General features: G+C 72.3%; 21 protein-coding genes. 11 read left to right on the plus strand and 10 right to left on the minus strand.

Features of this window, described 5'->3' with window-relative positions; all coding sequences use genetic code 11:
- Nucleotides 1-163: 163 nt before the first annotated feature.
- The 3 genes from ACIRVF_RS29650 to ACIRVF_RS29660 all read right to left on the minus strand — a co-directional run bounded on the left by ACIRVF_RS29650 (nucleotide 164) and on the right by ACIRVF_RS29660 (nucleotide 2,950).
- Nucleotides 164-373 carry an acyl-CoA carboxylase epsilon subunit gene (locus ACIRVF_RS29650; protein WP_402824339.1) on the minus strand — a complete coding sequence of 70 codons (210 nt, stop codon included), beginning with the start codon at nucleotides 371-373 and terminating at the stop codon, nucleotides 164-166.
- A gap of 83 nt (nucleotides 374-456) precedes the next feature.
- Nucleotides 457-2,058, minus strand: coding sequence for an acyl-CoA carboxylase subunit beta (locus ACIRVF_RS29655; protein WP_402824342.1), 1,602 nt, complete (start codon nucleotides 2,056-2,058; stop codon nucleotides 457-459).
- 451 nt (nucleotides 2,059-2,509) lie between these two features.
- Nucleotides 2,510-2,950 (minus strand): PLD nuclease N-terminal domain-containing protein, encoded by a 441-nt coding sequence (locus ACIRVF_RS29660; RefSeq protein WP_402824345.1) that lies wholly within the window; start codon nucleotides 2,948-2,950, stop codon nucleotides 2,510-2,512.
- A 94-nt stretch (nucleotides 2,951-3,044) separates the two neighbouring features.
- Between ACIRVF_RS29660 and ACIRVF_RS29665 the strand changes: the two genes are divergently transcribed.
- Together ACIRVF_RS29665 and mqnP are read left to right on the plus strand one after the other, a co-directional pair.
- Entirely contained in the window at nucleotides 3,045-4,502 is a 1,458-nt protein-coding gene (locus tag ACIRVF_RS29665; RefSeq protein ID WP_402824348.1) for a menaquinone biosynthesis decarboxylase, read from the plus strand.
- On the plus strand, nucleotides 4,499-5,395 hold the full coding sequence (gene mqnP / locus ACIRVF_RS29670) for a menaquinone biosynthesis prenyltransferase MqnP (protein WP_402824351.1): 897 nt from the start codon (nucleotides 4,499-4,501) through the stop codon (nucleotides 5,393-5,395). Before ACIRVF_RS29665 ends, mqnP begins: the two co-directional genes overlap by 4 nt.
- A gap of 54 nt (nucleotides 5,396-5,449) precedes the next feature.
- Here mqnP and gcvH read toward each other — a convergent pair whose 3' ends face one another.
- From gcvH to ACIRVF_RS29685, 3 genes are all read right to left on the minus strand, one after another.
- On the minus strand, nucleotides 5,450-5,839 hold the full coding sequence (gcvH, locus tag ACIRVF_RS29675; protein ID WP_402824354.1) for a glycine cleavage system protein GcvH: 390 nt from the start codon (nucleotides 5,837-5,839) through the stop codon (nucleotides 5,450-5,452).
- 102 nt (nucleotides 5,840-5,941) lie between these two features.
- Nucleotides 5,942-6,697, minus strand: coding sequence for an alpha/beta fold hydrolase (locus ACIRVF_RS29680; protein ID WP_402824357.1), 756 nt, complete (start codon nucleotides 6,695-6,697; stop codon nucleotides 5,942-5,944).
- Between the two features lie 65 nt (nucleotides 6,698-6,762).
- Nucleotides 6,763-7,989 (minus strand): FAD-dependent oxidoreductase, encoded by a 1,227-nt coding sequence (locus tag ACIRVF_RS29685; RefSeq protein WP_402824359.1) that lies wholly within the window; start codon nucleotides 7,987-7,989, stop codon nucleotides 6,763-6,765.
- A gap of 97 nt (nucleotides 7,990-8,086) precedes the next feature.
- Between ACIRVF_RS29685 and ACIRVF_RS29690 the strand changes: the two genes are divergently transcribed.
- Complete coding sequence (locus ACIRVF_RS29690) at nucleotides 8,087-8,893, plus strand: TetR/AcrR family transcriptional regulator (protein WP_402824362.1); 807 nt, start codon at nucleotides 8,087-8,089, stop codon at nucleotides 8,891-8,893.
- On the plus strand, nucleotides 8,890-9,258 hold the full coding sequence (locus tag ACIRVF_RS29695; RefSeq protein ID WP_402824365.1) for a VOC family protein: 369 nt from the start codon (nucleotides 8,890-8,892) through the stop codon (nucleotides 9,256-9,258). Before ACIRVF_RS29690 ends, ACIRVF_RS29695 begins: the two co-directional genes overlap by 4 nt.
- Nucleotides 9,259-9,325: 67 nt before the next feature.
- Here ACIRVF_RS29695 and ACIRVF_RS29700 read toward each other — a convergent pair whose 3' ends face one another.
- The 3 genes from ACIRVF_RS29700 to ACIRVF_RS29710 all read right to left on the minus strand — a co-directional run bounded on the left by ACIRVF_RS29700 (nucleotide 9,326) and on the right by ACIRVF_RS29710 (nucleotide 13,183).
- Nucleotides 9,326-11,374 carry an LPXTG cell wall anchor domain-containing protein gene (locus ACIRVF_RS29700; RefSeq protein ID WP_402824368.1) on the minus strand — a complete coding sequence of 683 codons (2,049 nt, stop codon included), beginning with the start codon at nucleotides 11,372-11,374 and terminating at the stop codon, nucleotides 9,326-9,328.
- A 256-nt stretch (nucleotides 11,375-11,630) separates the two neighbouring features.
- Nucleotides 11,631-12,347, minus strand: coding sequence for an MOSC domain-containing protein (locus ACIRVF_RS29705; protein ID WP_402824371.1), 717 nt, complete (start codon nucleotides 12,345-12,347; stop codon nucleotides 11,631-11,633).
- Nucleotides 12,348-12,433: 86 nt separating this feature from the next.
- A complete protein-coding gene (locus ACIRVF_RS29710) occupies nucleotides 12,434-13,183 on the minus strand; it encodes a cyclase family protein (protein WP_402824374.1) in 750 nt (249 codons plus the stop codon).
- Between the two features lie 89 nt (nucleotides 13,184-13,272).
- Here ACIRVF_RS29710 and ACIRVF_RS29715 point away from each other — a divergent pair, with 89 nt between their 5' ends.
- The 6 genes from ACIRVF_RS29715 to ACIRVF_RS29740 all read left to right on the plus strand — a co-directional run bounded on the left by ACIRVF_RS29715 (nucleotide 13,273) and on the right by ACIRVF_RS29740 (nucleotide 19,150).
- The gene (locus tag ACIRVF_RS29715) at nucleotides 13,273-13,947 is read left to right on the plus strand and encodes a UbiX family flavin prenyltransferase (RefSeq protein WP_402824377.1); all 675 of its coding nucleotides are present in this window, start codon (nucleotides 13,273-13,275) and stop codon (nucleotides 13,945-13,947) included.
- A 119-nt stretch (nucleotides 13,948-14,066) separates the two neighbouring features.
- The gene (locus ACIRVF_RS29720) at nucleotides 14,067-14,525 is read left to right on the plus strand and encodes an Lrp/AsnC family transcriptional regulator (protein ID WP_030055719.1); all 459 of its coding nucleotides are present in this window, start codon (nucleotides 14,067-14,069) and stop codon (nucleotides 14,523-14,525) included.
- A 3-nt stretch (nucleotides 14,526-14,528) separates the two neighbouring features.
- Nucleotides 14,529-15,491, plus strand: a complete 963-nt coding sequence (locus ACIRVF_RS29725) for a threonine/serine dehydratase (protein ID WP_402824380.1) — start codon at nucleotides 14,529-14,531, stop codon at nucleotides 15,489-15,491.
- 53 nt (nucleotides 15,492-15,544) lie between these two features.
- Nucleotides 15,545-16,708: an aminofutalosine synthase MqnE gene (gene mqnE / locus ACIRVF_RS29730; RefSeq protein WP_402824382.1), complete on the plus strand. Its 1,164-nt coding sequence runs from the start codon at nucleotides 15,545-15,547 to the stop codon at nucleotides 16,706-16,708.
- Nucleotides 16,709-16,823: 115 nt separating this feature from the next.
- Nucleotides 16,824-18,083, plus strand: a complete 1,260-nt coding sequence (locus tag ACIRVF_RS29735) for a L,D-transpeptidase family protein (RefSeq protein ID WP_402824385.1) — start codon at nucleotides 16,824-16,826, stop codon at nucleotides 18,081-18,083.
- A gap of 122 nt (nucleotides 18,084-18,205) precedes the next feature.
- Entirely contained in the window at nucleotides 18,206-19,150 is a 945-nt protein-coding gene (locus tag ACIRVF_RS29740; protein WP_402824388.1) for a beta-ketoacyl-ACP synthase III, read from the plus strand.
- Between the two features lie 235 nt (nucleotides 19,151-19,385).
- Here ACIRVF_RS29740 and ACIRVF_RS29745 read toward each other — a convergent pair whose 3' ends face one another.
- Complete coding sequence (locus tag ACIRVF_RS29745) at nucleotides 19,386-20,033, minus strand: TetR family transcriptional regulator (RefSeq protein WP_030284205.1); 648 nt, start codon at nucleotides 20,031-20,033, stop codon at nucleotides 19,386-19,388.
- Nucleotides 20,034-20,449: 416 nt separating this feature from the next.
- On the opposite strand from ACIRVF_RS29745, the gene ACIRVF_RS29750 reads away from it, so the two are divergent.
- A partial coding sequence (locus ACIRVF_RS29750; RefSeq protein ID WP_402824391.1) for a PQQ-binding-like beta-propeller repeat protein occupies nucleotides 20,450-22,987 on the plus strand: 2,538 nt, incomplete at its 3' end.

Consider the following 22,987-nt stretch of genomic DNA (forward strand, 5'->3'; position numbering starts at 1 on the left):
ACGGGAGCGAACCGTCCGGTAGGTATCCTACCGAGCCGCTCCGTGCCCGATCGGATGGGTGCGAACGGTGTGCGGCCGCCCGGGACCGGCGCCGGAGGCCGGAACGGCCCGACGGCCGGTCACCCGGATGGGGTGACCGGCCGTCGGGGGAGGCCCGCAACCGTCAGGCGGCCTGCTGCCAGCTGACCGGCGAGTAGTAGGCCGGGCGGCGCTCCAGCCGCTGCCAGTTGGCGATCGGCTCGATCTGCGTGGCGCCCGAGGTCTGCTGGGCGACGGCCGCGCGGGCCGCCAGAACGGCGGTCAGGGCGGCGAGTTCCTCGTCGGAGAGGCTGCCGCGGACGATGCGGACGAGGGGTTCGGCGGAAGCGGTCATGTCCTGGTTTCTCCCCCGGTTGGTGGTGCTGCGGTGTGTGGTGGTGCTCGGTACGGCCCGGCCTGCTGCTGCGAACCGCGCCGTTACATCGGCGGGTTGCCGTGCTTGCGGCTCGGCAGGTCGGCGTGCTTGGTGCGGAGCATGGCCAGCGCGGAGGCGATCACCTGGCGCGTCTCGGCCGGGTCGATGACGTCGTCCACGAGGCCGCGCTCGGCCGCGTAGTACGGGTGCATCAGCTCGTTCTTGTATTCCTTGATCTTCTGGGCCCGCATGGCGTCCGGGTCCTCGGCGGCGTTGATCTCGCGGCGGAAGATGACGTTGGCGGCGCCCTCGGCACCCATCACCGCGATCTCGTTGGTCGGCCAGGCGTAGGACAGGTCCGCGCCGATGGAGCGGGAGTCCATCACGATGTACGCGCCGCCGTAGGCCTTGCGCAGGATCAGCGAGATGCGCGGCACGGTGGCGTTGCAGTACGCGTACAGCAGCTTGGCGCCGTGGCGGATGATGCCGCCGTGCTCCTGGTCGACGCCGGGCAGGAAGCCGGGGACGTCCAGCAGGGTGACCAGCGGGATGTTGAAGGCGTCGCACATCTGGACGAAGCGCGCGGCCTTCTCGCTGGCGTTGATGTCCAGTACGCCGGCCAGCGACTGGGGCTGGTTGGCGATGATGCCGGTGACGTGGCCGTCGACCCGGGCCAGCACGCACAGCACGTTGGTCGCCCAGCGCTCGTGGACCTCCAGGTACTCGCCGTGGTCGACGATCTCCTCGATCACCTTGCGCATGTCGTACGGGCGGTTGCCGTCGGCGGGCACCAGGTCCAGCAGGCTGTCGTTGCGGCGCTCGACCGGGTCCTCGCTGACCACGGACGGCGGCATCTCGCGGTTGTTCTGCGGCAGCAGCGACAGGAGGTAGCGGACCTCCTCGATGCAGGACTGCTCGTCGTCGTAGACGAAGTGCGAGACGCCCGAGACGCCGGCGTGCACGTCGGCGCCGCCCAGGCCGTTCTGGCTGATCTTCTCGCCGGTCACCGCCTGGACCACGTCCGGGCCGGTGATGAACATCTGCGAGGTCTCGCGGACCATGAAGACGAAGTCGGTCAGCGCGGGGGAGTACGCGGCGCCGCCGGCACACGGGCCGAGCATCACCGAGATCTGCGGGATGACCCCGGAGGCCTTGGTGTTGCGCTGGAAGATGCCGCCGTAGCCGGCCAGGGCGGTGACGCCCTCCTGGATGCGGGCGCCGGCGCCGTCGTTCAGCGAGACCAGCGGGGCGCCGGCCGCGATGGCCATGTCCATGATCTTGTGGATCTTCTGCGCGTGGGCCTCGCCCAGGGCGCCGCCGAAGATCCGGAAGTCGTGCGCGTAGGTGAACACGGTGCGCCCGTGCACGGTGCCCCAGCCGACGATCACGCCGTCGGTGTGCGGCTTCTTGGCCTCCAGGCCGAAGCCCTGGGCGCGGTGCCGGCGCAGCGGCTCGACCTCGCGGAAGGAGCCCTCGTCCAGCAGCAGCTCGATGCGCTCGCGGGCGGTCAGCTTGCCCTTCGCGTGCTGGGCCTCCGTGGCCTTCTCGCTCGGGCCGCGACGCACCTTCTCGCGGAGCTCGTGGAGCTCGGCGACCCGCCCCTTGGCGTCGACCGGGACCTCGGGGACCTCGTCGCCGACCGGCGCCTCATGCACAACCGTCATCTCGAACCACTCCAAGGGTGAGGGAACTGTCCGACAGCCAACGTCTGCTCTGCCCCCAGCTGCGAATCAACTTCTTCACTTATGACTGTACGAGGGGCCGTGCGCTGGTTTCGGCGTCGATTCCGTACAAGGTCGAGTTCGTTTAGCTGTGAGGCCTGTACAGAAGCGGTCGGGTCGAGGTGGGCGCGCTCGGTGGTCGTTCGAATACTGCGAGTGGTCGGACGGATGATGGTCCGATGATCTGAGCATGAAGAAAAGCGCAGGTCAGGGCTGTCTCACCGCACTGTAGAACGGCAATCTGGAGTCCGGCTACAGTGCCGCTCGACCAGGACGCCGGGAACGGACCGATTCGTGCCGGAGGGTCCCCAGTCGTAGGGAAGCGCCAAAAACACCGCAGCCCACCCGCGGTCGGCCGGGTGGGTTGTCCGGGGGAGGGGGCCCACCGCTCCGATCAGCCCTTTCGCCCGTCCTCGGGCTCGTCCCCGCCGCGCAGCTCGCGCTCCCGGCGGCGCAGATCGGCCTCCCACTGCTTGAGCATGTCCTCGTGATCCTTGTCGTTCCCCTTCAACGACCCGTTCCCGAGGGACGCGAGGAACTCCGGATCGTCGTCCGGCGCGAGCGGACGGCCGCCCCGCGCGGCGCCGTACCCCGCCCGGCCCTCGGCGGCCGACTGCCCCGGCCGCCCGTCCGGCGCGCCGGACGGCAGGAAGCCGCGCCGCTTGCCGGCCACCAGCCAGGCGATCGGGCCGAGCGGCGGGAAGAGCAGCACCACGATCAGCCAGATCGGCTTCGGCAGGTGCTTCACCTCGGCCTCGGGCGTCACCAGGCAGTCGACGAACGCCCACACCCACAGCGCGAGAGGCAGGACGATGGTCAGAAGAATCCTCAGCACGGCTGCGATCTCCCCCCGTCGAGGGCGGTAGCGGCGGGCGCCTTCCCGGGCCCTTGACGCAAGCCAGGCTATCGGGTGGCGGATACTGACAGGCATGGCATACGACGATCTCCGCTCGTTTCTCCGGGCCCTCGACCGCGAGGGCGACCTCAAGCGCATCAAGGCGGAGGTGGACCCCCACCTGGAGATCGGCGAGATCGTCGATCGGGTGCAGAAGGCCAAGGGCCCGGCGCTGTTGTTCGAGAACGTCAAGGGCTCGTCGATGCCGCTCGCGATGAACGTCTTCGGCACCGAACGGCGCCTCGCCAAGTCGCTCGGCCTCAAGGGCCCGGAGGACATCTCCGAGAAGATCGCCGGCCTGCTCAAGCCGGAGCTGCCGCAGGGCTTCACCGGCTTCCGGGACGCCTTCGGCAAGCTCGCCTCGATGGCGCACGTCCCGCCCCGGCACGTGAAGTCCGGCGACGCCCCGGTCCAGGAGGTCGTGCTCACCGGCGACGACGTCAACCTGGACGAGCTGCCCGCCCTCTTCACCTGGCCGCTGGACGGCGGCTCCTTCTTCAACCTGGGCCTGACCCACACCAAGGACCCGGACACCGGCATCCGCAACCTCGGCCTCTACCGGCTCCAGCGGCACGACCGCCGCACCATCGGGATGCACTGGCAGATCCACAAGGACAGCCGCAACCACTACGCGGTCGCGGCGAAGCGCGGCGAGCGGCTCCCGGTCGCGATCGCCTTCGGCTGCCCGCCGGCCGTCACCTACGCGGCCACCGCGCCGCTGCCCGGCGACATCGACGAGTACCTGTTCGCCGGCTTCATCGCGGGCGAGCGGGTGCGGATGGTCGACTGCAAGACCGTCCCGCTGCAGGTCCCGGCCGACGCCGAGGTCGTCCTGGAGGGCTGGCTGGAGCCCGGCGAGATGCTCCCCGAGGGCCCGTTCGGCGACCACACCGGCTTCTACACCCCGCAGGAGCCCTTCCCTGCGCTGACGATCGACTGCGTGACGATGCGCCGCCGTCCGATCCTGCAGTCCATCGTGGTCGGCCGCCCGCCGACGGAGGACGGCCCGCTGGGCAAGTTCACCGAGCGGTTCTTCCTCCCGCTGCTGAAGATCATCATCCCGGACATCGTCGACTACGACCTGCCCGAGGCCGGCGGCTTCCACAACTGCGTGATCGTCTCGATCGACAAGAAGTACCCCAAGCACGCCCAGAAGACGATGCACGCGATCTGGGGCGCCCACATGATGTCGCTCACCAAGCTGATCATCGTGGTGGACTCCGACTGCGACGTCCACGACTACCAGGAGGTCGCCTGGCGGGCGTTCGGCAACGTCGACTACAGCCGCGACCTCACCGTGGTCGAGGGCCCGGTCGACCACCTCGACCACGCCTCCTACCAGCAGTTCTGGGGCGGCAAGGCGGGCATCGACGCGACCCGCAAGCTCCCCGAGGAGGGTTACACCCGGGACGGCGGCTGGCCGGAGATGGTGTCCTCGGACCCGGCCACGGCCGCCCTGGTCTCGCGTCGCTGGAAGGAGTACGGACTGTGAGCACGGCCGCGGTGGAAACCCCGGGGCGCACGAGGGCGTTCCTGCGCCTGGTGATGATCGAGCACTCGGTCTTCGCCCTGCCCTTCGCCTACATCGCCGCACTGACCGCCATGTTCCTGGCCGACCGGCGGGTGCACTGGGGCGAGCTGTTCATCGTCACCGTCTGCATGGTCGGCCTGCGCACCTTCGCGATGGCCGCCAACCGGATCATCGACCGCGAGCTCGACGCCCGGAACCCGCGTACGGCCGGGCGCGAACTGGTCACCGGCGCCGTGTCGTTGAAAACCGCGTACGTCGGGTCGGCGGTCGCCCTGGTCGTGTTCCTCGGCGCGGCGGCGATGCTCAACCCGCTCTGCCTGGCCCTCGCCCCGGTGGCAGTGGTGCCCATGGTCGTCTACCCGTACGGCAAGCGGTTCACCAACTTCCCGCAGGCCATCCTGGGCCTGGCCCAGGCCATGGGCCCGGTGGGCGCCTGGCTCGCGGTGACCGGCAGCTGGTCCTGGGAGGCCGTGGTGCTGGGCGTCGCGGTCGGCATCTGGATCGGCGGCTTCGACCTGATCTACGCCTGCCAGGACGTCGAGTCCGACCGGGAGACCGGTGTCGGCTCCCCGCCGGCCCGCTTCGGCGTCCCGGCCGCGATCCGGGGCGCCCGGGTCTGCCACGTCCTCACCACGCTGCTGCTCGGCTGGTTCGCGGTCCTCACCCACGCCGGCCCGGCGTTCTGGATCGGCCTGCTGGTCGTCGCCGGCGCCTTCGTCTACGAGCACACCATCGTCCGCCCCAACGACCTGTCCAGGCTCAACCGGGCCTTCTTCCAGACCAACAGCTTCGTCGGCATCTCGCTGTTCTTCTTCGCCCTGGTCGACCTGCTCGTCCGCGGTCTCGGCGTCTGACCCCGCGGCGCCCGCCGGAGGTCCGGCGGGCGCCGCGTCGCCTCCGGGGCCGGGTCACTCCTCCTTGAGGTAGGCCTCGTACTCGGCCGCGGTGAGCAGCTGCTTCGACTCGTCGGTGCCGGTGAGCGTCAGCTCGATCATCCACCCGTCGCCGTACGGGTCGCCGTTGACGTCCTCGGGTTCGTCGTTCAGGCCCTCGTTCACCTTGGCGACCGTTCCGGACAGCGGGGCGTAGAGCTCGCTCACCGACTTGACCGACTCCACCGAGCCGAACGGTCGGCCGAGTTCGAGCTTGTCCTTCTCCTTGGGGAGTTCGACGAAGACGATGTCGCCGAGCTGCCTCTGCGCGTAGTCGGTGATGCCCACGCGGGCGGTCTTGCCCTGCAGCAGGACCCACTCGTGGTCCCTGGTGTACTTGAGGTCCGTGGGGATGGCGGCGGACATGGCTTCCTCTTTCGCTCGGGCGGCTGACCGGTTACGGGGAGGAGCCTGCTACACATCCCCGCTCCCGAGCGTGAACTCACCCGAACGAGTGAAGCCTGCGCGTCAGTTGTGCAGGAAGGACTCCAGCGACGACGCCAGGGCGACCGGCGCCTCGTACATCGGATAGTGCCCGCTGCCGCCGAGCTCCTCCAGCTCCGCGTTGGGGTAGTGCTCCAGCCAGGTGCCCCGCATGACGTCGGCGGTCAGGGCGAGGTCGTGCTCGCCGACGATCACCTTGACCGGTACCGGGTTCCCGCTGATCCGGCGCTCCAGGTCGGCCGTGGCCCAGTCCCGGACGTACCCGCCGAAGGCCTCGGTGTTCGACAGCCGCAGCGACTGGTCGACCATCCGTTCCAGCCAGACCCGCCCGGCCCGCTGGCCGGTGACCAGGTCGAGGATCGCGTACCGCTTCTCCCGGTCCTCGGCGGCGCCGTAGAACAGCGCCTCCCCGGCCTCGTCCAGGGGGTAGGCCCCGGCCGGCACCGGAGCCAGGCCGACCAGCTTGCGCACCCGCAGCGGCGCCTCGGCGAGGACCTGCTGGGCCGCCTTGCCGCCCATCGAGTGGCCGACCAACGAGAAGCGGTCCCAGCCGAGCTGGTCGGCGAGGGCGAGGGCGTCGGCGGCGATCTCGGCGAGGGTGTACGCGCCGGCGACGTCCTTGCGCTCGCCGTAGCCGCGGTAGTCGAGGAAGGCGTAGCTGAAGGCCCTGCCGTCGAGGTAGTCGAGGAAGGGACCCCAGCCCGCGCTGGTGCCGAACCAGTCGTGCAGGACGAGGACGTGGTGGTCGCCGGTGCCGGTCACGCGGTGAGGGATCGTCATGCCGGTGGTCGTTCCCCGGAAACCGCCCGTCCGAACGGCCGGTCCGGGACGCGGCGTTCGCGGGTTCAGGCGGTGGGCCGCCGGGCGAAGGCCGGGGCGTGTTCGGGGCGCGGCCCGAGGGCGATGAGGCGGGAGAGGGCGAGCCGGACCGCGGGCACCCGGCGGGAGAGCACGGCGAAGCCGGTGGGCGGGCCGGAGCGGCGTCCGGACAGCACCGGGGCGAACATCACGCCGTGCAGGACCCGTTGGAGCCGCTGCATGACCACGGTGGGCCACCAGCGGCGCTGCTGGACCCGGGCCAGGGCGGCGACGGTCGGGCGGCCGCGCCGGAGCGGGTCGGCGAGCAGGGTGGCGGCGGCGACGGCGTCCTGGATGGCGAGGTTGATGCCGACGCCGCCGGCCGGGGACATCGCGTGGGCGGCGTCGCCGATCAGCAGCAGCCCGTCGACGTACCAGCGGTCCAGCCGGTTGAGCCTGACGTCGAGCAGGTGGACGTCGTCCAGGCTCGCCAACTGGTCGACCCGGTCGGCGTACTGGGGCAGGACGCGGGCGATCCGGGCGCGGAAGCGCTCGATGCCCTCGGCGCGCAGCCGGGCGTCGGAGCCCTTGGAGTTGAAGTACGCGATCTGGAAGAAGTCGGAGCGGGTGAGGCTGAGCGCCATCTCGCGGTCGCCGAAACCGGGGGCGAGGTTGGGCGGCGCGGCCTGCTCGTGGGCGTGCCGGGGGAGGCGGAACCACCAGACGTCGAAGGGCACCGGGTACTCCTCGGGGGCGAGGCCGGCCTCCCGGCGCAGGGCGGAGTGCCGACCGTCGGCGGCGACGGTGAGGTCGGCGCGGATCTCGCCCTCCTCGCCGTCCCGGGTGCGGTAGCGCACGCCGACCACCCGGCCGCCCTCCCGCAGCAGCCCGGTCGCCTCGGTGTTCATCCGCACGGTGAAGGTGGGCTCCTGCTTCGCCTCCTCGGCCAGGAAGTTGAGCAGGTCCCACTGCGGCATCATCGCGATGTAGTTGTACGGCGCGGGCAGCCTGTCGAAGGCGCTCAGCGCGACGGTGCCGACGCCGGGCAGCGGCAGCACCAGGTTGCCGAGCCGGCTCTGCGGCAGTGCGGCGAACTTCCGGCCGAGGCCGAGTTCGTCCATCAGCCGCACGGTGGAGGCGTGGACGGTGTCGCCGCGGAAGTCGCGCAGGAAGTCGGCGTGCTTCTCCAGCACGGTCACCTCGACGCCCGCCCGGGCGAGCATCAGGCCCAGCATCATTCCGGCCGGTCCGCCCCCGGAGACGACGACGCTCATGGCTTTCTCCCCTCGGTCCCCTTACCGGTTCCGCTTGGAACTCGTATATAGAGCATCTGTGGAACCGTCTCAGGTGTCAAGTAGTACGATGCTCCACATGGAGGATCTGGTGGCGGCCGCCCTCAGGGCGGCGAAGGAGCGGGGCCAGGACGTCGCGGACGTCCCGCTGACCGCGATCGCGACGGCGGCCGGCGTCTCGCGCAGCACGCTGCTGCGCCGGCTCGGCGGCTCCCGGGCCGCGCTGGACGAAGCGGTCCGGCGGGCCGGCGTCGACCCGGGCGGGCGACGGCCGGTGCGGGAGCGCGCGATCGAGGCGGCGGCCCACCTGGTGGCCGAACGCGGCCTCGGCGCGATCACCCTGGACGCGGTCGCCGATCGCGCGGAGTGCTCGCTGCCCAGCCTGCACACCGTCTTCGAGGGCCGGGACGGCCTGCTCGCCGCCGTCTTCCTGCAGTACGGCCCGCTGCCGGACCTGGAGGTGCTGGCGGCCGATCCGCCCGAGCACCTGGAGGACGCCGTCCGGGCGCTGCACCACACCTTCCTCGCCAGCCTCGCCGACGAGCCGCGGATCATCCCGGCGGTCTTCGCCGACCTGCTCAGCCGCCCCGACGGGCCCGCCGCCCGGATGATGGCGGTCCACATGCCGCGGATCGTCGACGGCCTCGGCAGGGTGCTGCTGCCCCACGTCGAGGCCGGCCGGGTGCGACCGCTGCCGCTCCCGGTGCTGGTGCAGCTGCTGCTGGGCCCGCTGCTCAGCCGGGTCCTGATGCGGCCGGTGCTCGAAGCCACCCTCGGCACCGGCCTGCCGTCGCTGGAGGAGACCATCGACCTCTTCACCGAGGCCTACCTGAGGGCGGTCGCCCCGTCCGGATCCGACGAGAGCGCCCCCGGAGGAGAGCTGTGATCGGCACACTGCAGTGCCTGGTGCTGGACTGCCCGGACCCGGCCGTGCTCGCCCGCTTCTACGCCGCCGTACTCGGCGGCGAGGTCGACCGCCCGGACCGGCGCTGGTCCCTCGGGCCCGGCTGGTCCACCCTGCACCTCGACGACGGCACGGTCTTCTGCTTCCAGGCCGTCGCCGACCACAGCCCGCCCAGCTGGCCCGGCCCGGAGCACCCCCAGCAGGCGCACCTGGACATCGACGTGGCGGACCTCGACGCCGCCGAGCCCGAAGTCCTCGCCCTCGGCGCCGTACGGCTCCACGACGCCGGCGGCTGGCGGGTCTACGCCGACCCGGCCGGGCATCCCTTCTGCCTCGTCCGGGGCTGAGACGCGCCGAGCCCCGGCCCCCGGACAGTGCCGGGGAGCCGGGGCTCGGCGCTCTTCGGAGCGGGGATCAGGCGTTGCGGCGGCGACGCGCGAAGAAGATCGCGCCGATGCCGCTGGCGAGCAGGCCGGCCGCGGCAGCGGCGGCCGCCAGCATGCCGTCCGAGCCGGTGTGGGCGAGCGAGCCGCCCGCCAGCTGGGTGTCGGTGGTGGTGTCGGTGGTGCCGGTGGTGGCTCCGGTGGCATCGGCGCCGTCACCGGAGGTGCTGGTGAGGCCGGTCTTGACGGCGTTGGTGCCGCCGTCGGCGGCGCCCTTGTCGGTGCCGGTGGCCGGGGTGGTGTTGAGGTCGACGGCGAAGCCCTGGGGGCCGACGGAGGCGGGGTGGTCGGTGCCCTCGCCGAGGACGGCCACGGCGTTGACGTACGTCCGGCCGAGCGGCACGCCGTCGGTGAAGCCGAGGCGGACGTGCTTGGTGACGGTGGTGTCGGCGGGCAGGTTCTTGTCCGCGGTGAGGTGGTAGACGACCTGGTCGGCGCCCGGCTGAGGGGTCGGGACGCCCGTGATGTTCTCCCAGCTGCCGTCGGCCTTCTGCACCTGGAGGGTGCTGCGCCGGTCGGTCTGGACGATGGGCGACACGTTGTCGTAGGCCGAGGCGCTGGCGTTGGTGAAGCTGATGTCGAACTCGGCCGGGGCCCCGCCGGGAACGGCGGTGGTGGGCGCGCCCTTGGTCCGCACGTCGAGGGCCTTGAGCGCGATGTCCTTGGTGCTGTCGGCGAGGACGTTCTGCCCGGCCTGGTCGAGAACGGCCGAGGAGAGCTTGACGGTGCCGCTCTGGCCGGCCCAGTCGTTGTTGAGCGGCGCGGCGATGCGCAGCTGAAGGGTCTTGGTGCCGTGGGCCGGGACGGTCACGCCGACGAGCGAGCCGACGAAGTGGAAGCCGTCGGGCTGCTGCTTGAAGGTGAGCCCGACCGGCTTCCAGGTGCCGTCGGCGTCGCGGGACTCCAGGGTGATGCGGCCGTCGCTGCGGGCGGCCGGGTTGCTCGCGTCGAGGTTCAGGTTGAACGGCGCGTCGGCGCCGCCCGAGTTGGTGACGGTCTCGGTGAACTCGACGGGCTTGCCGCCGTTGCCGATCGACGCCGGCTCCTGCACCGACAGGCCCAGCGGGGAGCCGGTGAGGTTGATCGCGATGTACTGGGGGCCGACCGCGACGGGCGAGTAGTTGCTGCCCTGGTCGAGCAGCGCCCGCGGGTGGACGTACGTCGTGCCGACCTTGGCGTCGCCGGTGAAGCCGAGGCGCAGGTGCCGGGTGAAGGTCTCGCCGGGCGCCAGGTTCTGGTCGTCCGCGAGCTGGTAGAGGAGGTCTCCGTCGGCGTGGAGGGAGGTGCCGGTGAGGGTCTGCCAGCTGCCGTCCGTCTTCTGCATCTGGAGCGTGCTGGACTTGTCGGCCTGCAGGACCTTGGAGACGTTGGTGAACCGGGAGGCGCTGGGGTTCTTGATGGTGACGTCGAACTCGACCGGCGCGCCGCCGATGACGGCGGTGGTCGGGGCGTTCCCGACCTCCAGGGTCACGTACTCGGCGGAGACGTTCTTGGTGCTCTCGGCGAGGACGGTGGTGCCGGCCGCGTCGAGGACGGCGGAGCTGAGCTTCACGGTGGACACCTGGTCGGTCCAGTAGGAGTTGAGCCCGGTGGTGAGGCGGAGCTGGACGGTCCTGGTGGCGCCGGCGGCGACGGTCAGGCCGGGCACCGTGTCGGTGACGGGCTTCCAGGTGCCGTCCGTGTCGCGGTAGTCGACCTTGATGGCCTGGTACGCGACGGGGCTGGCCTCGGTCGTGGCCTTGACCCGCAGCTTGAACGAGGCGTCGGCGGTGCCGGAGTTGGTGACGGTCTCGGTGAACTCGACCGGCTGCCCGCCGCGGCCGACCGACGCGGGCGCGTCGACCTGCAGCGACAGCTTGTCGGCCGTGGCCTTGGCGGTCGGCTCCGCGGTGGCGGTGGCGGTGGCGGCCGGGGCGTCGGCGGCGTAGGCGGCCGGGGAGGCCACGACGGCGCCGGTCGCCAGCAGGACGCCCAGGGTGGCGGCGGTGAGGACGGTGGAGCGGGAACGGCGTGCGCGCACGACGGACATTCTGAATACCCCCCAGGGTGTTGCACCGGCGGCATGCTGCCGCCGGTCGATCAGCGCGGTCATGGTCGGACCCGAGGTCCGGGGTGGTGCCCCGGTGTCGCCTGCGGGCCGCTCCGGCGGGTTCCCCCGCCGCTCACTGACATAGACGTGCGAGGGGCACGCGGGTTGCAGGTGGGTTCAAAGTTTTTTCGGAGAATCTCAGAAGCTGCTCTGACCTGCGGATTCGTACCGAAACTCACTCGGAGGCTCAGTCCAGCACCAGCCGGTCGCCCAGCCGCAGCCGCCCCGGAGCGGCGACCTCGGCGAGGGCGTCGAGCCGGCCGTCGTGGGCGTGCACGATCGCCTTGAGGATCTCGGGGGCGTGCGGCAGCCCGGGTTGCGCGGCGCCGGACATCGCGCAGCGCTCGCTGGAGGCGACGAAGGCGAAGCGGGCGCTGTCCCGGGCCTCGCCGCCGGCCCGGCGGCCGAACCAGGTGTCCTCGACGAAGGGCGGGGTGCCCGGCGGGGTGCGCAGCACGATGTTGGGGCGGAAGCGGCGTTCGTCCACCACGGCGAACGGGACGGCCTCGCGGACCCAGTCCAGGGTGGCGGTGGTGAGCAGGCTGACCGGCAGCCGGTCGAAGTGCGAGACGGCGTCCTCGCGGGCGAGTTCGACGTCCTCGCGCTGGAGGTAGGCGCGCAGGAAGGCGGTCGGCTGGTCGACGGGGCGGCCGAGCGGGTCGAACAGTTCTGGGCCGTCGATCCGGTGGCCGAGGCGGGCGGAGAGCCGGAGCAGACCGTCCATCCGGCGGAGGCGGCGGGTGTTCTTGCCCGAGCCGAGTCTGCCGGAGGCGCCGCGGACGGCGTAGAGGCGGTCGCCGGCCAGGCCGCGCAGGTCGACGTCCACGGCGTCCAGCCGTTCACCGCCGGTGGACTTCACGGGGTAGCGCCAGAGCCGCTCGACCACTCCGATGATCTCAGCCATGGCCGGACAGCCTAGTGGCGCCACCGGGGGATGGTCTAGACCAAGTCCCTTGCCGGGCGGGCTCCCGAGCGGGTCCGGACCCGCCCTCAGCCCAGCCGCGCCACCGCCCGTACCGGCGCCCCGTCCGCCGCCACCAGCCGCAACGGGAACAGCGACACCTCGACCGGCCGGCCGGCCTCCTGCGCCTCCAGCAGCGCCCGCAGGTCGGTCAGGTTCTCGGCGATCACCCCGCCGCCCTCCGCCCCCAGCAGCACCCGGTGGGCCGCCAGCGTCGGCTCCTCCAGGGCCGGGTCGGGCCCGTCGTGCTCGTCGGTGAGGTCGGCGAGCAGCGCGGCCACCGCCCGGTCGTCCGGCCCCGGGTCGGGGGTGGGATCCACGCTCAGCGCGTCCACGCCGACCGTCCGCACCCCGGCGGCCACGATCGCCTCGGCGGCGGCCGGGGTCAGGCTGGGGTGGGCCAGGTAGGCGTCGGTGCCCCAGTGCCGGACCCAGCCGGTGGCCAGCAGCAGGACGGAGCCCTCGCCGCAGCGCTCCAGCGCGGGCGCCAGCAGTTCGGGGGTGACGGCCGCACGGGGCTCCAGTCCGCGCAGGTCGGCCACCACGGCCGGGCCGGTGAACCGCTCCAGCGGCAGCCCGTCCAGGGTCGGCCAGGTGACGTCCACGTGGTACGGCGCGTCCACGTGCGTCCCGGACTGCGAGCCGAGGTGCAGGGCCAGCACGTTCACCCCGGCGGTGGCGGTGGTGAGCGCGGGCTCCAGCAGGACGGCCGGATCGCCGGGATAGACCGGCATCGCGGTGGTCACCTGATGGGTGAGGTCGACGAGGGTCGCTGCCATGCGCCCATCCTCCCAGGGGGCGCGCCGCCGCGGGGCCGCTCGGCCGTCCCCGCGCCGAAGTCGCAGGTGGGGCGGGACAGAATTGCCCCATGGGAACTGCGAAGCGTCAGCCGTGGGTGGTCGGGGTCTCTGGAGCGTCGGGGACGCCGTACGCGGCCTCGGTGATCCGGGCGCTGCTCGCCGCCGGTGAGGCGGTGGACCTGATCGTCAGCCGGGCCGCCCGGCTCACCATCCTGGACGAGACCGGCATCTCCTTCCGGGACGCCCACTGGCGCGCCGACCTCGCGCGCTGGCTCGGGACGGAGGACGGCCTGGACGACGTCCGCTACTGGCCGGCCGGGGACTTCGCGGCCGGCCCGTCCAGCGGCTCGTACCCCGCCAAGGGCATGCTGGTGGTCCCCGCGACCACCGGCGCGGTGGCCGGGATCGCGCTCGGCCTGAGCAAGGACCTGCTGCAGCGGGTGGCCAGCGTCACCCTCAAGGAGCGCCGTCCGCTGGTCGTGTGCGTGCGCGAGACACCACTCAACGGGGTGACGTTGAAGCACTTGGTGGAACTGGACGCGCAGGGCGCGGTCGTGCTGCCCGCGTCACCCGGTTTCTACGCCGGCGGCTCCACCGTGCGCGAACTCGTGGATTTCGTGGCCGGGCGGGTGCTGGACGCCGTCGACGTGCCGCATTCCCTGTACCTGCGCTGGGAGGGCGAGTTGGGCGCGGCCGCCCGCAAGCAGGACGGCGGGGGCGGCGATCGGGCTGAGGGGGAGTAAGGAGACCGAGGGCGGGAGAGTATCTTCTCTGCGATATCCGGGTCGGTCAGCGCACGGCGCCTTTGAATCCGGATAATGATCTGTGGGTCTGGTGAGGTTCGGAAGGACGCGGACGGTATATGGACACGGTGGACAGACAGCTCATCCAGGCGCTCCGGGAGAACGGCCGTGCGTCCTACGCCGAGCTGGGCCGACTGGTCGGACTCTCCGGCCCGAGCGTCACGGACCGCATCAACCGCCTGGAGCAGGCCGGTGTGATCACCGGCTACCGCGCGACGGTCAATCCGGCCTCGCTCGGCTTCGGCGTCACGGCCCTGATCGGCCTTCAGCTCACCGACGCGGCCGACCACGAGGACGTCGCGTTCCGGCTGAAGGACCTCAACGAGGTCGAGGACTGCTGGTTCATCGCGGGTGACGACTCCTACATGCTCAAGGTCCGGGTGGCCGACGTGGCCGGCCTGGAGTCGGTGGTGAAGCGGATCTCGGGCACGAAGGGCGTGGCCAGAACGCGCACCACCGTCGTACTCTCCACGAAGTGGGAGAACCGGGTGAGTGAGCTTCCTCCTGTAGGAGAGTGACGCATGGCACTGGTCGGTCTGGAGGAGCTGCGCGCTGCCCGGCAGCGGATCGCGGGGGTGGCGGTACGCACCCCGCTGGTTCCCGCGCCCTGGGCGTCCGAGGGCGAGCGGCGGCTCTGGCTCAAGCCCGAGAACCTCCAGCCGACCGGGGCCTTCAAGACCCGCGGCGCCTACAACCGGCTGGCCGCGCTGACCGCGGACGAGCGTTCCCGCGGCGTGGTCGCCCAGTCCAGCGGCAACCACGCGCAGGCGGTCGCGTACGCGGCTCAGCTGCTCGGCATCAAGGCCGTGATCGTGATGCCGGACACCTCGCCCGCGGTGAAGGTGGAGGCCACCCGCTCGTACGGTGCCGAGGTGATCCTGGTGCCGCCCGCGGAGCGGGACGACCTGCCCGGCGAGCTGGCCGACCGGCACGGCTACGTCTGGGTGCCGCCGTACGACGACCCGTTCATCGTCGCGGGCCAGGGCACCGTCGGTCTGGAGATCGCCGAGGACGCCCCGGCCGAGCTGGACACCGTCCTGGTGCCGGTCAGCGGCGGCGGACTGATCGGCGGAACGGCGGCCGCGCTCAAGCTCACCCGCCCGGGCGTCCGGGTGATCGGTGTGGAGCCGGAGCTGGCCGCCGACGCCCGGGCGAGCCTGCGCGCCGGGCGCCGGGTGGAGTGGCCGGTCGCGGACACCTACCGGACCATCGCGGACGGGCTGCGCACCCCCTCGGTCGGCGTCCTGCCGTACGAGCACATCACTGCCTACGTGGACGACATCGTCACGGTCACCGAGGACGAGATCCGCGCCACCGTCGCCCTGCTGGCCCGCCGCGGCCGGCTGGTCGCCGAGCCGTCCGGTGCGGTCGCCCCGGCCGCCTACTTCCACCGGGCCGCCGAGACCGGGGGCCAGACCGTGGCGGCCGTGGTCAGCGGCGGCAACATCGACCCGGGTCTGCTCGCGGAGCTGCTCTCCGCATAGGCGTAACCTCGTCTCCGGCAAGGAATCGAATGTCGGAGGAGGCGGGTCACCGCATGGACGCAGGGCTCAAGCGCGAGCTGGAGGCGAAGGTCTACGCGGGTGAGCGACTGACCCGCGAGGACGGGATCGCGCTCTACGAGAGCGACGACCTGGCCTGGCTGGGCGGACTGGCCCACCACGTGCGGACGCGGAAGAACGGCGACGTCGTCCACTTCAACGTCAACCGCCACCTCAACATGACCAACGTGTGCAGCGCGTCCTGCGCGTACTGCTCGTTCCAGCGCAAGCCGGGCGAGAAGGACGCCTACACGATGCGCATCGAGGAGGCCGTCCGCCTCGCCAAGGCGATGGAGAGCGAGTCCCTCACCGAGCTGCACATCGTCAACGGGCTGCACCCGACCCTGCCGTGGCGCTACTACCCGCGCTCGCTGCGGGAGCTGAAGGCGGCTCTGCCGAACGTCTCGCTGAAGGCCTTCACCGCCACCGAGATCCACTGGTTCGAGAAGATCAGCGGCCTGTCCGCGGACGAGATCCTCGACGAGCTGATCGACGCCGGCCTGGAGTCGCTGACCGGCGGCGGCGCGGAGATCTTCGACTGGGAGGTCCGCCGGCACATCGTCGACCACGACACCCACTGGGAGGACTGGTCGCGGATCCACCGCCTCGCCCACAGCAAGGGCCTCAAGACGCCCTGCACCATGCTGTACGGCCACATCGAGGAGCCCCGCCACCGGGTCGACCACGTCCTGCGGCTGCGCGAACTGCAGGACGAGACCGGCGGCTTCCAGGTCTTCATCCCGCTGCGCTACCAGCACGACTTCCACGACTCCAAGGACGGCGTCGTGCGCAACAAGCTGATGGCCCGTACCGAGATGGCGACCGGCGCCGAGGCGCTGAAGACCTTCGCGGTCTCCCGGCTGCTCTTCGACAACGTCCCGCACGTCAAGGTCTTCTGGGTGATGCACGGCGTGACCACCGCGCAGCTGGCGCTCAGCCACGGCGCGGACGACATGGACGGCTCGGTGGTCGAGTACAAGATCACCCACGACGCGGACAACTTCGGCACCCCGAACAAGCTCGGCCGCGAGGACCTGCTCGGCCTGATCCGGGACGCCGGCTTCCGCCCGGTGGAGCGCAACACCCGCTACGAGGTCATCCGCGAGTACGACGGCCCGGACCTGACGCGTCGCGAGACCCCGCAGGCGATGCGCCTCTGACCTGCGCACTCCCCGCCGCCCGGACCGCAGCCGCGGCCCGGGCGGCGGCGTCTTCACGGGCCCCGCACGCGACCCGGGTTTACCAACGGGTACGGCGTTTGGCAGGATCGACGGCATGTCCGGTTCTCATCGCGCCACCGAGTACCCGCCGTACGAGCCGATGCAGGAGCCGGTGTACGGGGTGCCGCAGCAGTCGAACGAGGCGCCGTACAGCGCGTACGAGCCGTACCAGCAGGGCTACCCCGGCGAGTACGGGCGGACCGCTGACGGGTACTTCGAGGCGTACGACGAGCCGTTCCAGGGGTACGCCGCCGAGCCCCAGCCGGCGTACCAGGCGTACCGGGAGCCGGTCCACGAGCCGTACCAGGAGTTCCGGGAGCCGGTCCACGAGCCGTACCAGGAGTTCCAGGAGCCGGTCCACGAGGAGTTCGCGCCCGTGGTACCGCCCGCCCCGGTGCCCCTCGCCTCGGTGACCCCTGCCGCGACCCCCGCGCCGGGTGGCCGGGCCGCCGCCCGGGGCCGGCGGCGCAAGGCCAAGCAGAAACGTCACGGCAAGGCGGTGATGGCCGGCACCGCTCTGCTGGTCGCGGCCGCCGCCGGCTGGTACACCGTCGGCCAGGACGGCGCCAAGTCCGTCGCCACCGCGGCCGACGGCCCCGGGCCGGAGGGCGTCAGCAAGCCCGACCACCCCGCACCGCCCGCCCCCGCCGCCGTCCAGGCCGCCACCGACCGGCAGTCCGCGGCCCCGGCCGCCGGCCGGGGCGAGACCCGCCCGGACGGCTCGCTGACCGCGATACCCGGCCTCGGTGCCGCCTTCACCGCGAAGATCCCCGCCGCCACCACCCAGGTCGTGGTCGCCAGCGGCCAGGGCAAGGACACCGACAAGAACAGCGTCACGCTGTGGACCCGCACCCCCGAGGGCCGCTGGCTCGCCGGGGAGACCTGGCAGGGCCACAACGGCAAGAACGGCTGGACCACCGACCACAACGAGGGCGACCTGCGAAGCCCGATCGGCGTCTTCGACCTCACCGACGCCGGCGGCCGCAACGACAACCCCGGCAGCAAGCTCCCGTACGACAAGGACCCGAGCTTCGTGGTCTCCGGGACGGGCTTCTTCGGCGACCAGCTGGCCGGCTCCTTCGACTACGTGGTCGCGATCAACTACAACCGGGTCGCCGGCAGCTCCCCGCTCGACATGCGCCGCCCGATGGGTGCCAAGAAGGGCGGCGGCATCTGGCTGCACGTCGACCACGACGGCCCCACCCACGGCTGCGTGTCGATACCCGAGGACAAGATGGCCCAGCTGATCCGTACCCTGGACCCGGCCGCCCACCCGGTGATCGTGATGGGCGACGCGGCCTCGCTGGCCGCCTGACCTCGGCGGACGCCTGACCCCAGGCGCCGCAAGGCCCTTGTGGAGCCCCTACAGATCGGCGGTGCGGATCCTGTAGCCGGTCATGCCCGGCTGACCAGCGGGTAACCCGGTTCCATGGCAGCATGAGCGGTTCGCGCATTGTGGCACTCGGCCACTACCAGCCCCCCAAGGTCCTCTCCAACGACGACCTGGCGGCACTCGTCGACACCGACGACGAGTGGATCCGCACCCGTGTCGGCATCCGCACCCGGCACATCGCCGAGAGCGAGACCCTGGTCGACCTCGCCACCGAAGCCGCCCAGAAGGCCCTGGCCAGGAGCGGCCGGACCGCGGCGGAGATCGACCTGGTCGTCGTCGCCACCTGCACCGCGATCGAGCGCAGCCCCAACACCGCCGCCGCGGTGGCCGCCCGGCTGGGAGTCCGCTCGCCCGCCGCGTACGACATCAACACGGTCTGCTCCGGCTTCTCCTACGCGCTCGCCACCGCCGACCACGCGATCCGGGCCGGCGCGGCCCGGCGCGCCCTCGTGATCGGCGCCGAGCGGATGTCCGACACGCTCGACTGGACCGACCGCTCCACCTGTGTGATCTTCGGCGACGGCGCGGGCGCCGCGGTGGTCGAGGCCCAGGAGGAGGGCGCCGAACCGGGCATCGGGCCGGTGGTCTGGGGCTCCGAGCCGGAACGGGGCGACGCCGTGGTGATCACCGGCTGGGACCCGGTGATCAGCCAGCAGGGCCAGTCGGTGTTCCGCTGGGCCACCACCCAGCTCGCCCCGCTGGCCCGTGAGGCCTGCGCGCGGGCCGGGCTGGACCCGTCGGAGCTGAAGGGCTTCGTCCCGCACCAGGCCAACCTGCGGATCATCGACGCGATCGCCGCCAAGCTGGGCCTCGGCGACGCGGTGGTGGCCCGGGACGTGGTCGACTCCGGCAACACCTCGGCCGCCTCCATCCCGCTCGCCTTCTCCAAGCTGGTCGAGCGCGGCGAGCTCTCCCCGGGCGACCCGGTCCTGCTCTTCGGCTTCGGCGGCGGCCTCGCCTACGCCGGCCAGGTCGTCCGCTGCCCGTGATTCGTCCGCTCGCCTCCGGGGAGCTCTGACCCGGCGGTTCGGGTCGGGTCCGCCCGCTGGGGCCGGACATGCCGGTGGGCGGGCACCCTGTGTGAGGGGGGCCCGCCCACCGGCATGTCTGGCGCGCGTGCGGTACGTCGGCGGACCTCCCCCGAGGACACGGCCGCCGTCCGTCGTTCCCCGGACAGGAGGCCGGGGCTGCGCGCGGAGCGGATGGTGGATCGAACGGACGGTGCTACTTGGGCGCCTTCTTGCCGGTGACGCCCAGGTACACCAGGGGAGCGAGGTTGGGCTTGAGGTCCTTGACCTTGACGCCCCACGAGGTGAAGGCCTTCTGGTGCTCGGCCGCCGAGGCGAGCAGCGAGACCAGGGCCCCGGAGACGGCGTTCGGGTCGAGCGACTTGTCGGCCTGACCCTTCGCCTGGAGTTCCTTGACGGCCTCGGCGAGCGGCTTGGCGACCGAGTTGAGGACGGTCATGCGGATCTTGAAGAACCGCTTGTCCCCTTCCGCGGCACCGAGCGTGACCACTCGGAGAATGGCGTCGTTCTTGCGCCAGAAGGCGAGGAATCCGTCGACCAGTTCTTCCGAAGTGGTCGGTCCGGACTTCCCTGCCCAGGACTTTCCGGCCACCAGCTCTTTGAGGGTGTCGGAGTCCTTGGCCATTTCCTCGGCGATTTCGAGGACTGCGCCCTCGACATCCGGGAAGTACTGGTAGAAGGTCGCGGGGGAGGTACCCGCCATACGGGCGACGTCGATGACCTTGACGTCCCGATAGGGCGACGTGCTGAGCATCTCGCGGAGGCAGTCGAGCAGCTTCTGCCGCGTCTCCTGTCCGCGTCGCCCGGCGACGCGACCGTCGACGGTGCGAACTTGTCCTGTCATGCCGTCAGCTTACCGTGGCAAGATCTTGGCGCGATTCGGTGATGCGACTATTACTCCGCACGGGGGGCTGCTATAGGGCTCCGAAGCACTTCGGACGGATATTCACCGGGCCTCGAAGCCGCTCTTGAAGCCCCCCCGTGTGCTTTTGACCCCATAGCGTGACGGCGAGTCCGCTGAGGGATGATCGGGTGACAGAGCGTGACCGGCTGCACGGGGTGACGAGTCGACGGTCCGGGCCCGGGCGCGCAAGCCGCGGCCGGAACGGGCGTCAGAATTTGGCCGTTCCGTCATCGCTGACCAGCGGGCCGTCCGGCGTCCGTCTCCCGGTGGGGGAGGTTGGAGTTGCGCCGGGCGGCATTGGAGAATCGGGTCCGGCACCACGCGGCGGGTGCGGACAACGGGGAGGTGGCTGCGGAGTGGACCAGCTGACGGCGCACGATCCGAGGCGGATCGGGCCCTTCGAGGTGCTGGGGCGGCTCGGCGCGGGTGGGATGGGGCTGGTCTACCTGGCGCGCTCCGCCTCCGGGCGCCGGGTGGCCATCAAGACCGTCCGGGGGGAGCTGGCCGAGGACGAGCTGTTCCGGGTCCGCTTCGCGCGCGAGATCGCGGCGGCCAAGACGGTCGGCGGCTTCTACACCGCGGCCGTGGTGGACGCCGACGCGGACGCCCGGGTGCCCTGGCTGGCCACCGCGTACATCCCGGCGCCCTCGCTGGAGGACCTGGTCGAGGAGTGCGGCCCGCTGCCGGTGGAGGCCACCCGCTGGCTGGTCGCCGGCATCGCCGAGGCGCTGCAGTCCATCCACGCGGCCGGGCTGATCCACCGCGACCTCAAGCCCTCCAACGTCCTGGTGGTCGAGGACGGCCCCAAGGTGATCGACTTCGGCATCGCGTCCGGGGTCTCCAGCACCCGGCTGACCATGACCAACGTCGCGGTCGGCACCCCCGCCTACATGTCCCCCGAGCAGGCCCGGGACAGCCGGACGGTCCGGGGCGCCAGCGACGTCTTCTCGCTCGGCTCGCTGATGGTCTTCTGCGCCACCGGGCACCCGCCGTACCGGGGCTCCAACCCGGTCGAGACGGTGTTCCAGCTGCTGCGGGAGGAGCCGGATCTGACCGGCATGGCGCCCGAGCTGATGGACCTGGTCCGCGCCTGCATGCAGCAGGCGCCCGAGCGCCGGCCCACCCCGGCGCAGATCCAGGCCGAACTGGCCCCGCACCTGTTCTCCCGGGACGACGCCTCCGGCGAGGCCGGCGACTGGCTGCCCGCCCACGCGCTGGAGCTGATCGAGCGCAAGCGCGGCCGCCGCCCGAGCGCGCCGGCGCCCCGCCCGTACTCCGGACCGGCCGAGCCGCCGCGGCAGCCGCCGCTCCAGGCCCCGCCGCAGCAGCCGCCCGCGCCGCCGCAGCCCGTCGGCGCGGACGATCCCCGCACCTACCCGGGCGCCGGTCACGCGCCGCCGGCCGGGCCGGTGCACGCCGGGTCGCACCCCGGAGCCGGGGACGGCGAGATCCCCACCGCGAAGATCCCCTCCAAGAACAAGCACCGGGCGCCCACCGGCGGCGTGGCCGTCGAGGTGCAGCTGTCCGGTGCCTCGGTGCGGATAGGCCCGGGGCCGCGGGCCGAGCACGAGCAGCCCGGTCCGAGCACCGCCCCGGCCGCGACCGACTGGGTCCGCCGGGCGGCGCCGACCCCGCCGCCGGCGCCCCCGCTGGCCCCGGCCCCGCAGCCCTCCCCGGCTCCGGCCGCCCGCTGGCGCCCGTGGCGGTTCCGGATGTCCAACGACGTCTGGGGCACGCCGGTGGTCGCCGACGGCACGCTCTTCGTCTCCAGCTTCGAGGTGCACGCGCTGGACATCGGCTCCGGCGAGCGCCGCTACAAGACCCGGGACGTCGCCTGGGCGCTCGCGGTGGACGCCGGCCGGGTGCACGCCGCCGACGGCCCGCACCTGTACACCGTGGACGTCGCGGACGGCACCGAGCGCTGGCGCACCTCGCTGGACGGCTGGGTCTACTCGCTGGCCGCCGCCGACGGCGTGCTCTGCTGCGGCGTGCGCGGCGGCGGCGTCCAGCTGCGCGCGGCCGCCACCGGCGCGGAGCTGTGGCGCGCGGACGACGCCCAGCAGGACTACGAGAACCCGCAGTCCGGCCCGGTCCTGGTGGGCGGCTCCGCCTACTACTACGGCGCCGGGCGGCTGCGCTGCGTGGACCCGCGCGGCACGGGCCTGCGCTGGTCCTTCCAGGTCGGCGAGGACGTGCCCTCGCACCCGGTCGAGCGCGGCGGCGTGCTGTACGTGACGGCGGGCACCCGGGTGTACGCGCTGGACGCGGCCAGCGGCGCCGAGCGCTGGCGCTTCGACGCGCCGGTGGTGCTGTTCACCCCGCCGGCGCTGGACGGCGACGCGGTCTACGTGGCCGACTACCTGGGCACCGTCTACGCGCTGGACGCGGCCACCGGTCTGGACCGCTGGCGCGGGGTCACCGGCAGCCGCCAGGGCGCCGAGCCTGTGGTGGTCGGGGACGGCATGGTGCTGGTGGGCAGCGGCGAGGTGCTGTACGCCTTCGAGGCGGCGACCGGCCGGGAGCGCTGGCGCTACACCGCGCGCGGCGAGATCGTGGGCTCCCCGGCGGTGGCCGACGGACTGGTGCACCTGGGCAGCCGGGACCACTCCCTGCACACCCTGGACCTGGCGACCGGTCAGCTGCGCTGGGAGCTCGGCACCAAGGGCGAGCTCACCGGCTCCCCGGTGGCGGTCGGCGGCCGGGTCTTCGTCGGCTCCAAGGACCGCTGCGTGTACGCGCTGGACGCCTACTACGGCACGGCGGTGCCCGCCCGCGGAGCGGGGCGGGCCCCGCCGTGGCGGTGGTGGTGGGGGGTCCGGCCGTGCGGGCCCCGGGGTGGCGGCGGCACCCGCCCGCCCCCGCGGAGGAGGCCCAGTAGGCGACCTCGGGGGGCG

Source organism: Kitasatospora sp. NPDC101157 (assembly GCF_044768255.1).
Taxonomy (GTDB): Bacteria; Actinomycetota; Actinomycetes; order Streptomycetales; family Streptomycetaceae; genus Kitasatospora.

Excerpts from the sequence above, each read along its gene's own strand:
- ACIRVF_RS29650 (WP_402824339.1), bottom strand. The coding sequence starts at position 373 with ATGACCGCTTCCGCCGAACCCCTCGTCCGCATCGTCCGCGGCAGCCTC.
- ACIRVF_RS29655 (WP_402824342.1), bottom strand. The coding sequence starts at position 2,058 with ATGACGGTTGTGCATGAGGCGCCGGTCGGCGACGAGGTCCCCGAGGTC.
- ACIRVF_RS29735 (WP_402824385.1), top strand. The coding sequence starts at position 16,824 with ATGTCCGGTTCTCATCGCGCCACCGAGTACCCGCCGTACGAGCCGATG.
- gcvH (WP_402824354.1), bottom strand. The coding sequence starts at position 5,839 with ATGTCCGCCGCCATCCCCACGGACCTCAAGTACACCAGGGACCACGAG.
- ACIRVF_RS29710 (WP_402824374.1), bottom strand. The coding sequence starts at position 13,183 with ATGGCAGCGACCCTCGTCGACCTCACCCATCAGGTGACCACCGCGATG.
- ACIRVF_RS29680 (WP_402824357.1), bottom strand. The coding sequence starts at position 6,697 with ATGACGATCCCTCACCGCGTGACCGGCACCGGCGACCACCACGTCCTC.
- mqnE (WP_402824382.1), top strand. The coding sequence starts at position 15,545 with ATGGACGCAGGGCTCAAGCGCGAGCTGGAGGCGAAGGTCTACGCGGGT.
- ACIRVF_RS29720 (WP_030055719.1), top strand. The coding sequence starts at position 14,067 with ATGGACACGGTGGACAGACAGCTCATCCAGGCGCTCCGGGAGAACGGC.
- ACIRVF_RS29705 (WP_402824371.1), bottom strand. The coding sequence starts at position 12,347 with ATGGCTGAGATCATCGGAGTGGTCGAGCGGCTCTGGCGCTACCCCGTG.
- ACIRVF_RS29725 (WP_402824380.1), top strand. The coding sequence starts at position 14,529 with ATGGCACTGGTCGGTCTGGAGGAGCTGCGCGCTGCCCGGCAGCGGATC.
- ACIRVF_RS29715 (WP_402824377.1), top strand. The coding sequence starts at position 13,273 with ATGGGAACTGCGAAGCGTCAGCCGTGGGTGGTCGGGGTCTCTGGAGCG.
- ACIRVF_RS29745 (WP_030284205.1), bottom strand. The coding sequence starts at position 20,033 with ATGACAGGACAAGTTCGCACCGTCGACGGTCGCGTCGCCGGGCGACGC.
- ACIRVF_RS29740 (WP_402824388.1), top strand. The coding sequence starts at position 18,206 with ATGAGCGGTTCGCGCATTGTGGCACTCGGCCACTACCAGCCCCCCAAG.
- ACIRVF_RS29685 (WP_402824359.1), bottom strand. The coding sequence starts at position 7,989 with ATGAGCGTCGTCGTCTCCGGGGGCGGACCGGCCGGAATGATGCTGGGC.
- ACIRVF_RS29690 (WP_402824362.1), top strand. The coding sequence starts at position 8,087 with ATGGAGGATCTGGTGGCGGCCGCCCTCAGGGCGGCGAAGGAGCGGGGC.
- ACIRVF_RS29665 (WP_402824348.1), top strand. The coding sequence starts at position 3,045 with ATGGCATACGACGATCTCCGCTCGTTTCTCCGGGCCCTCGACCGCGAG.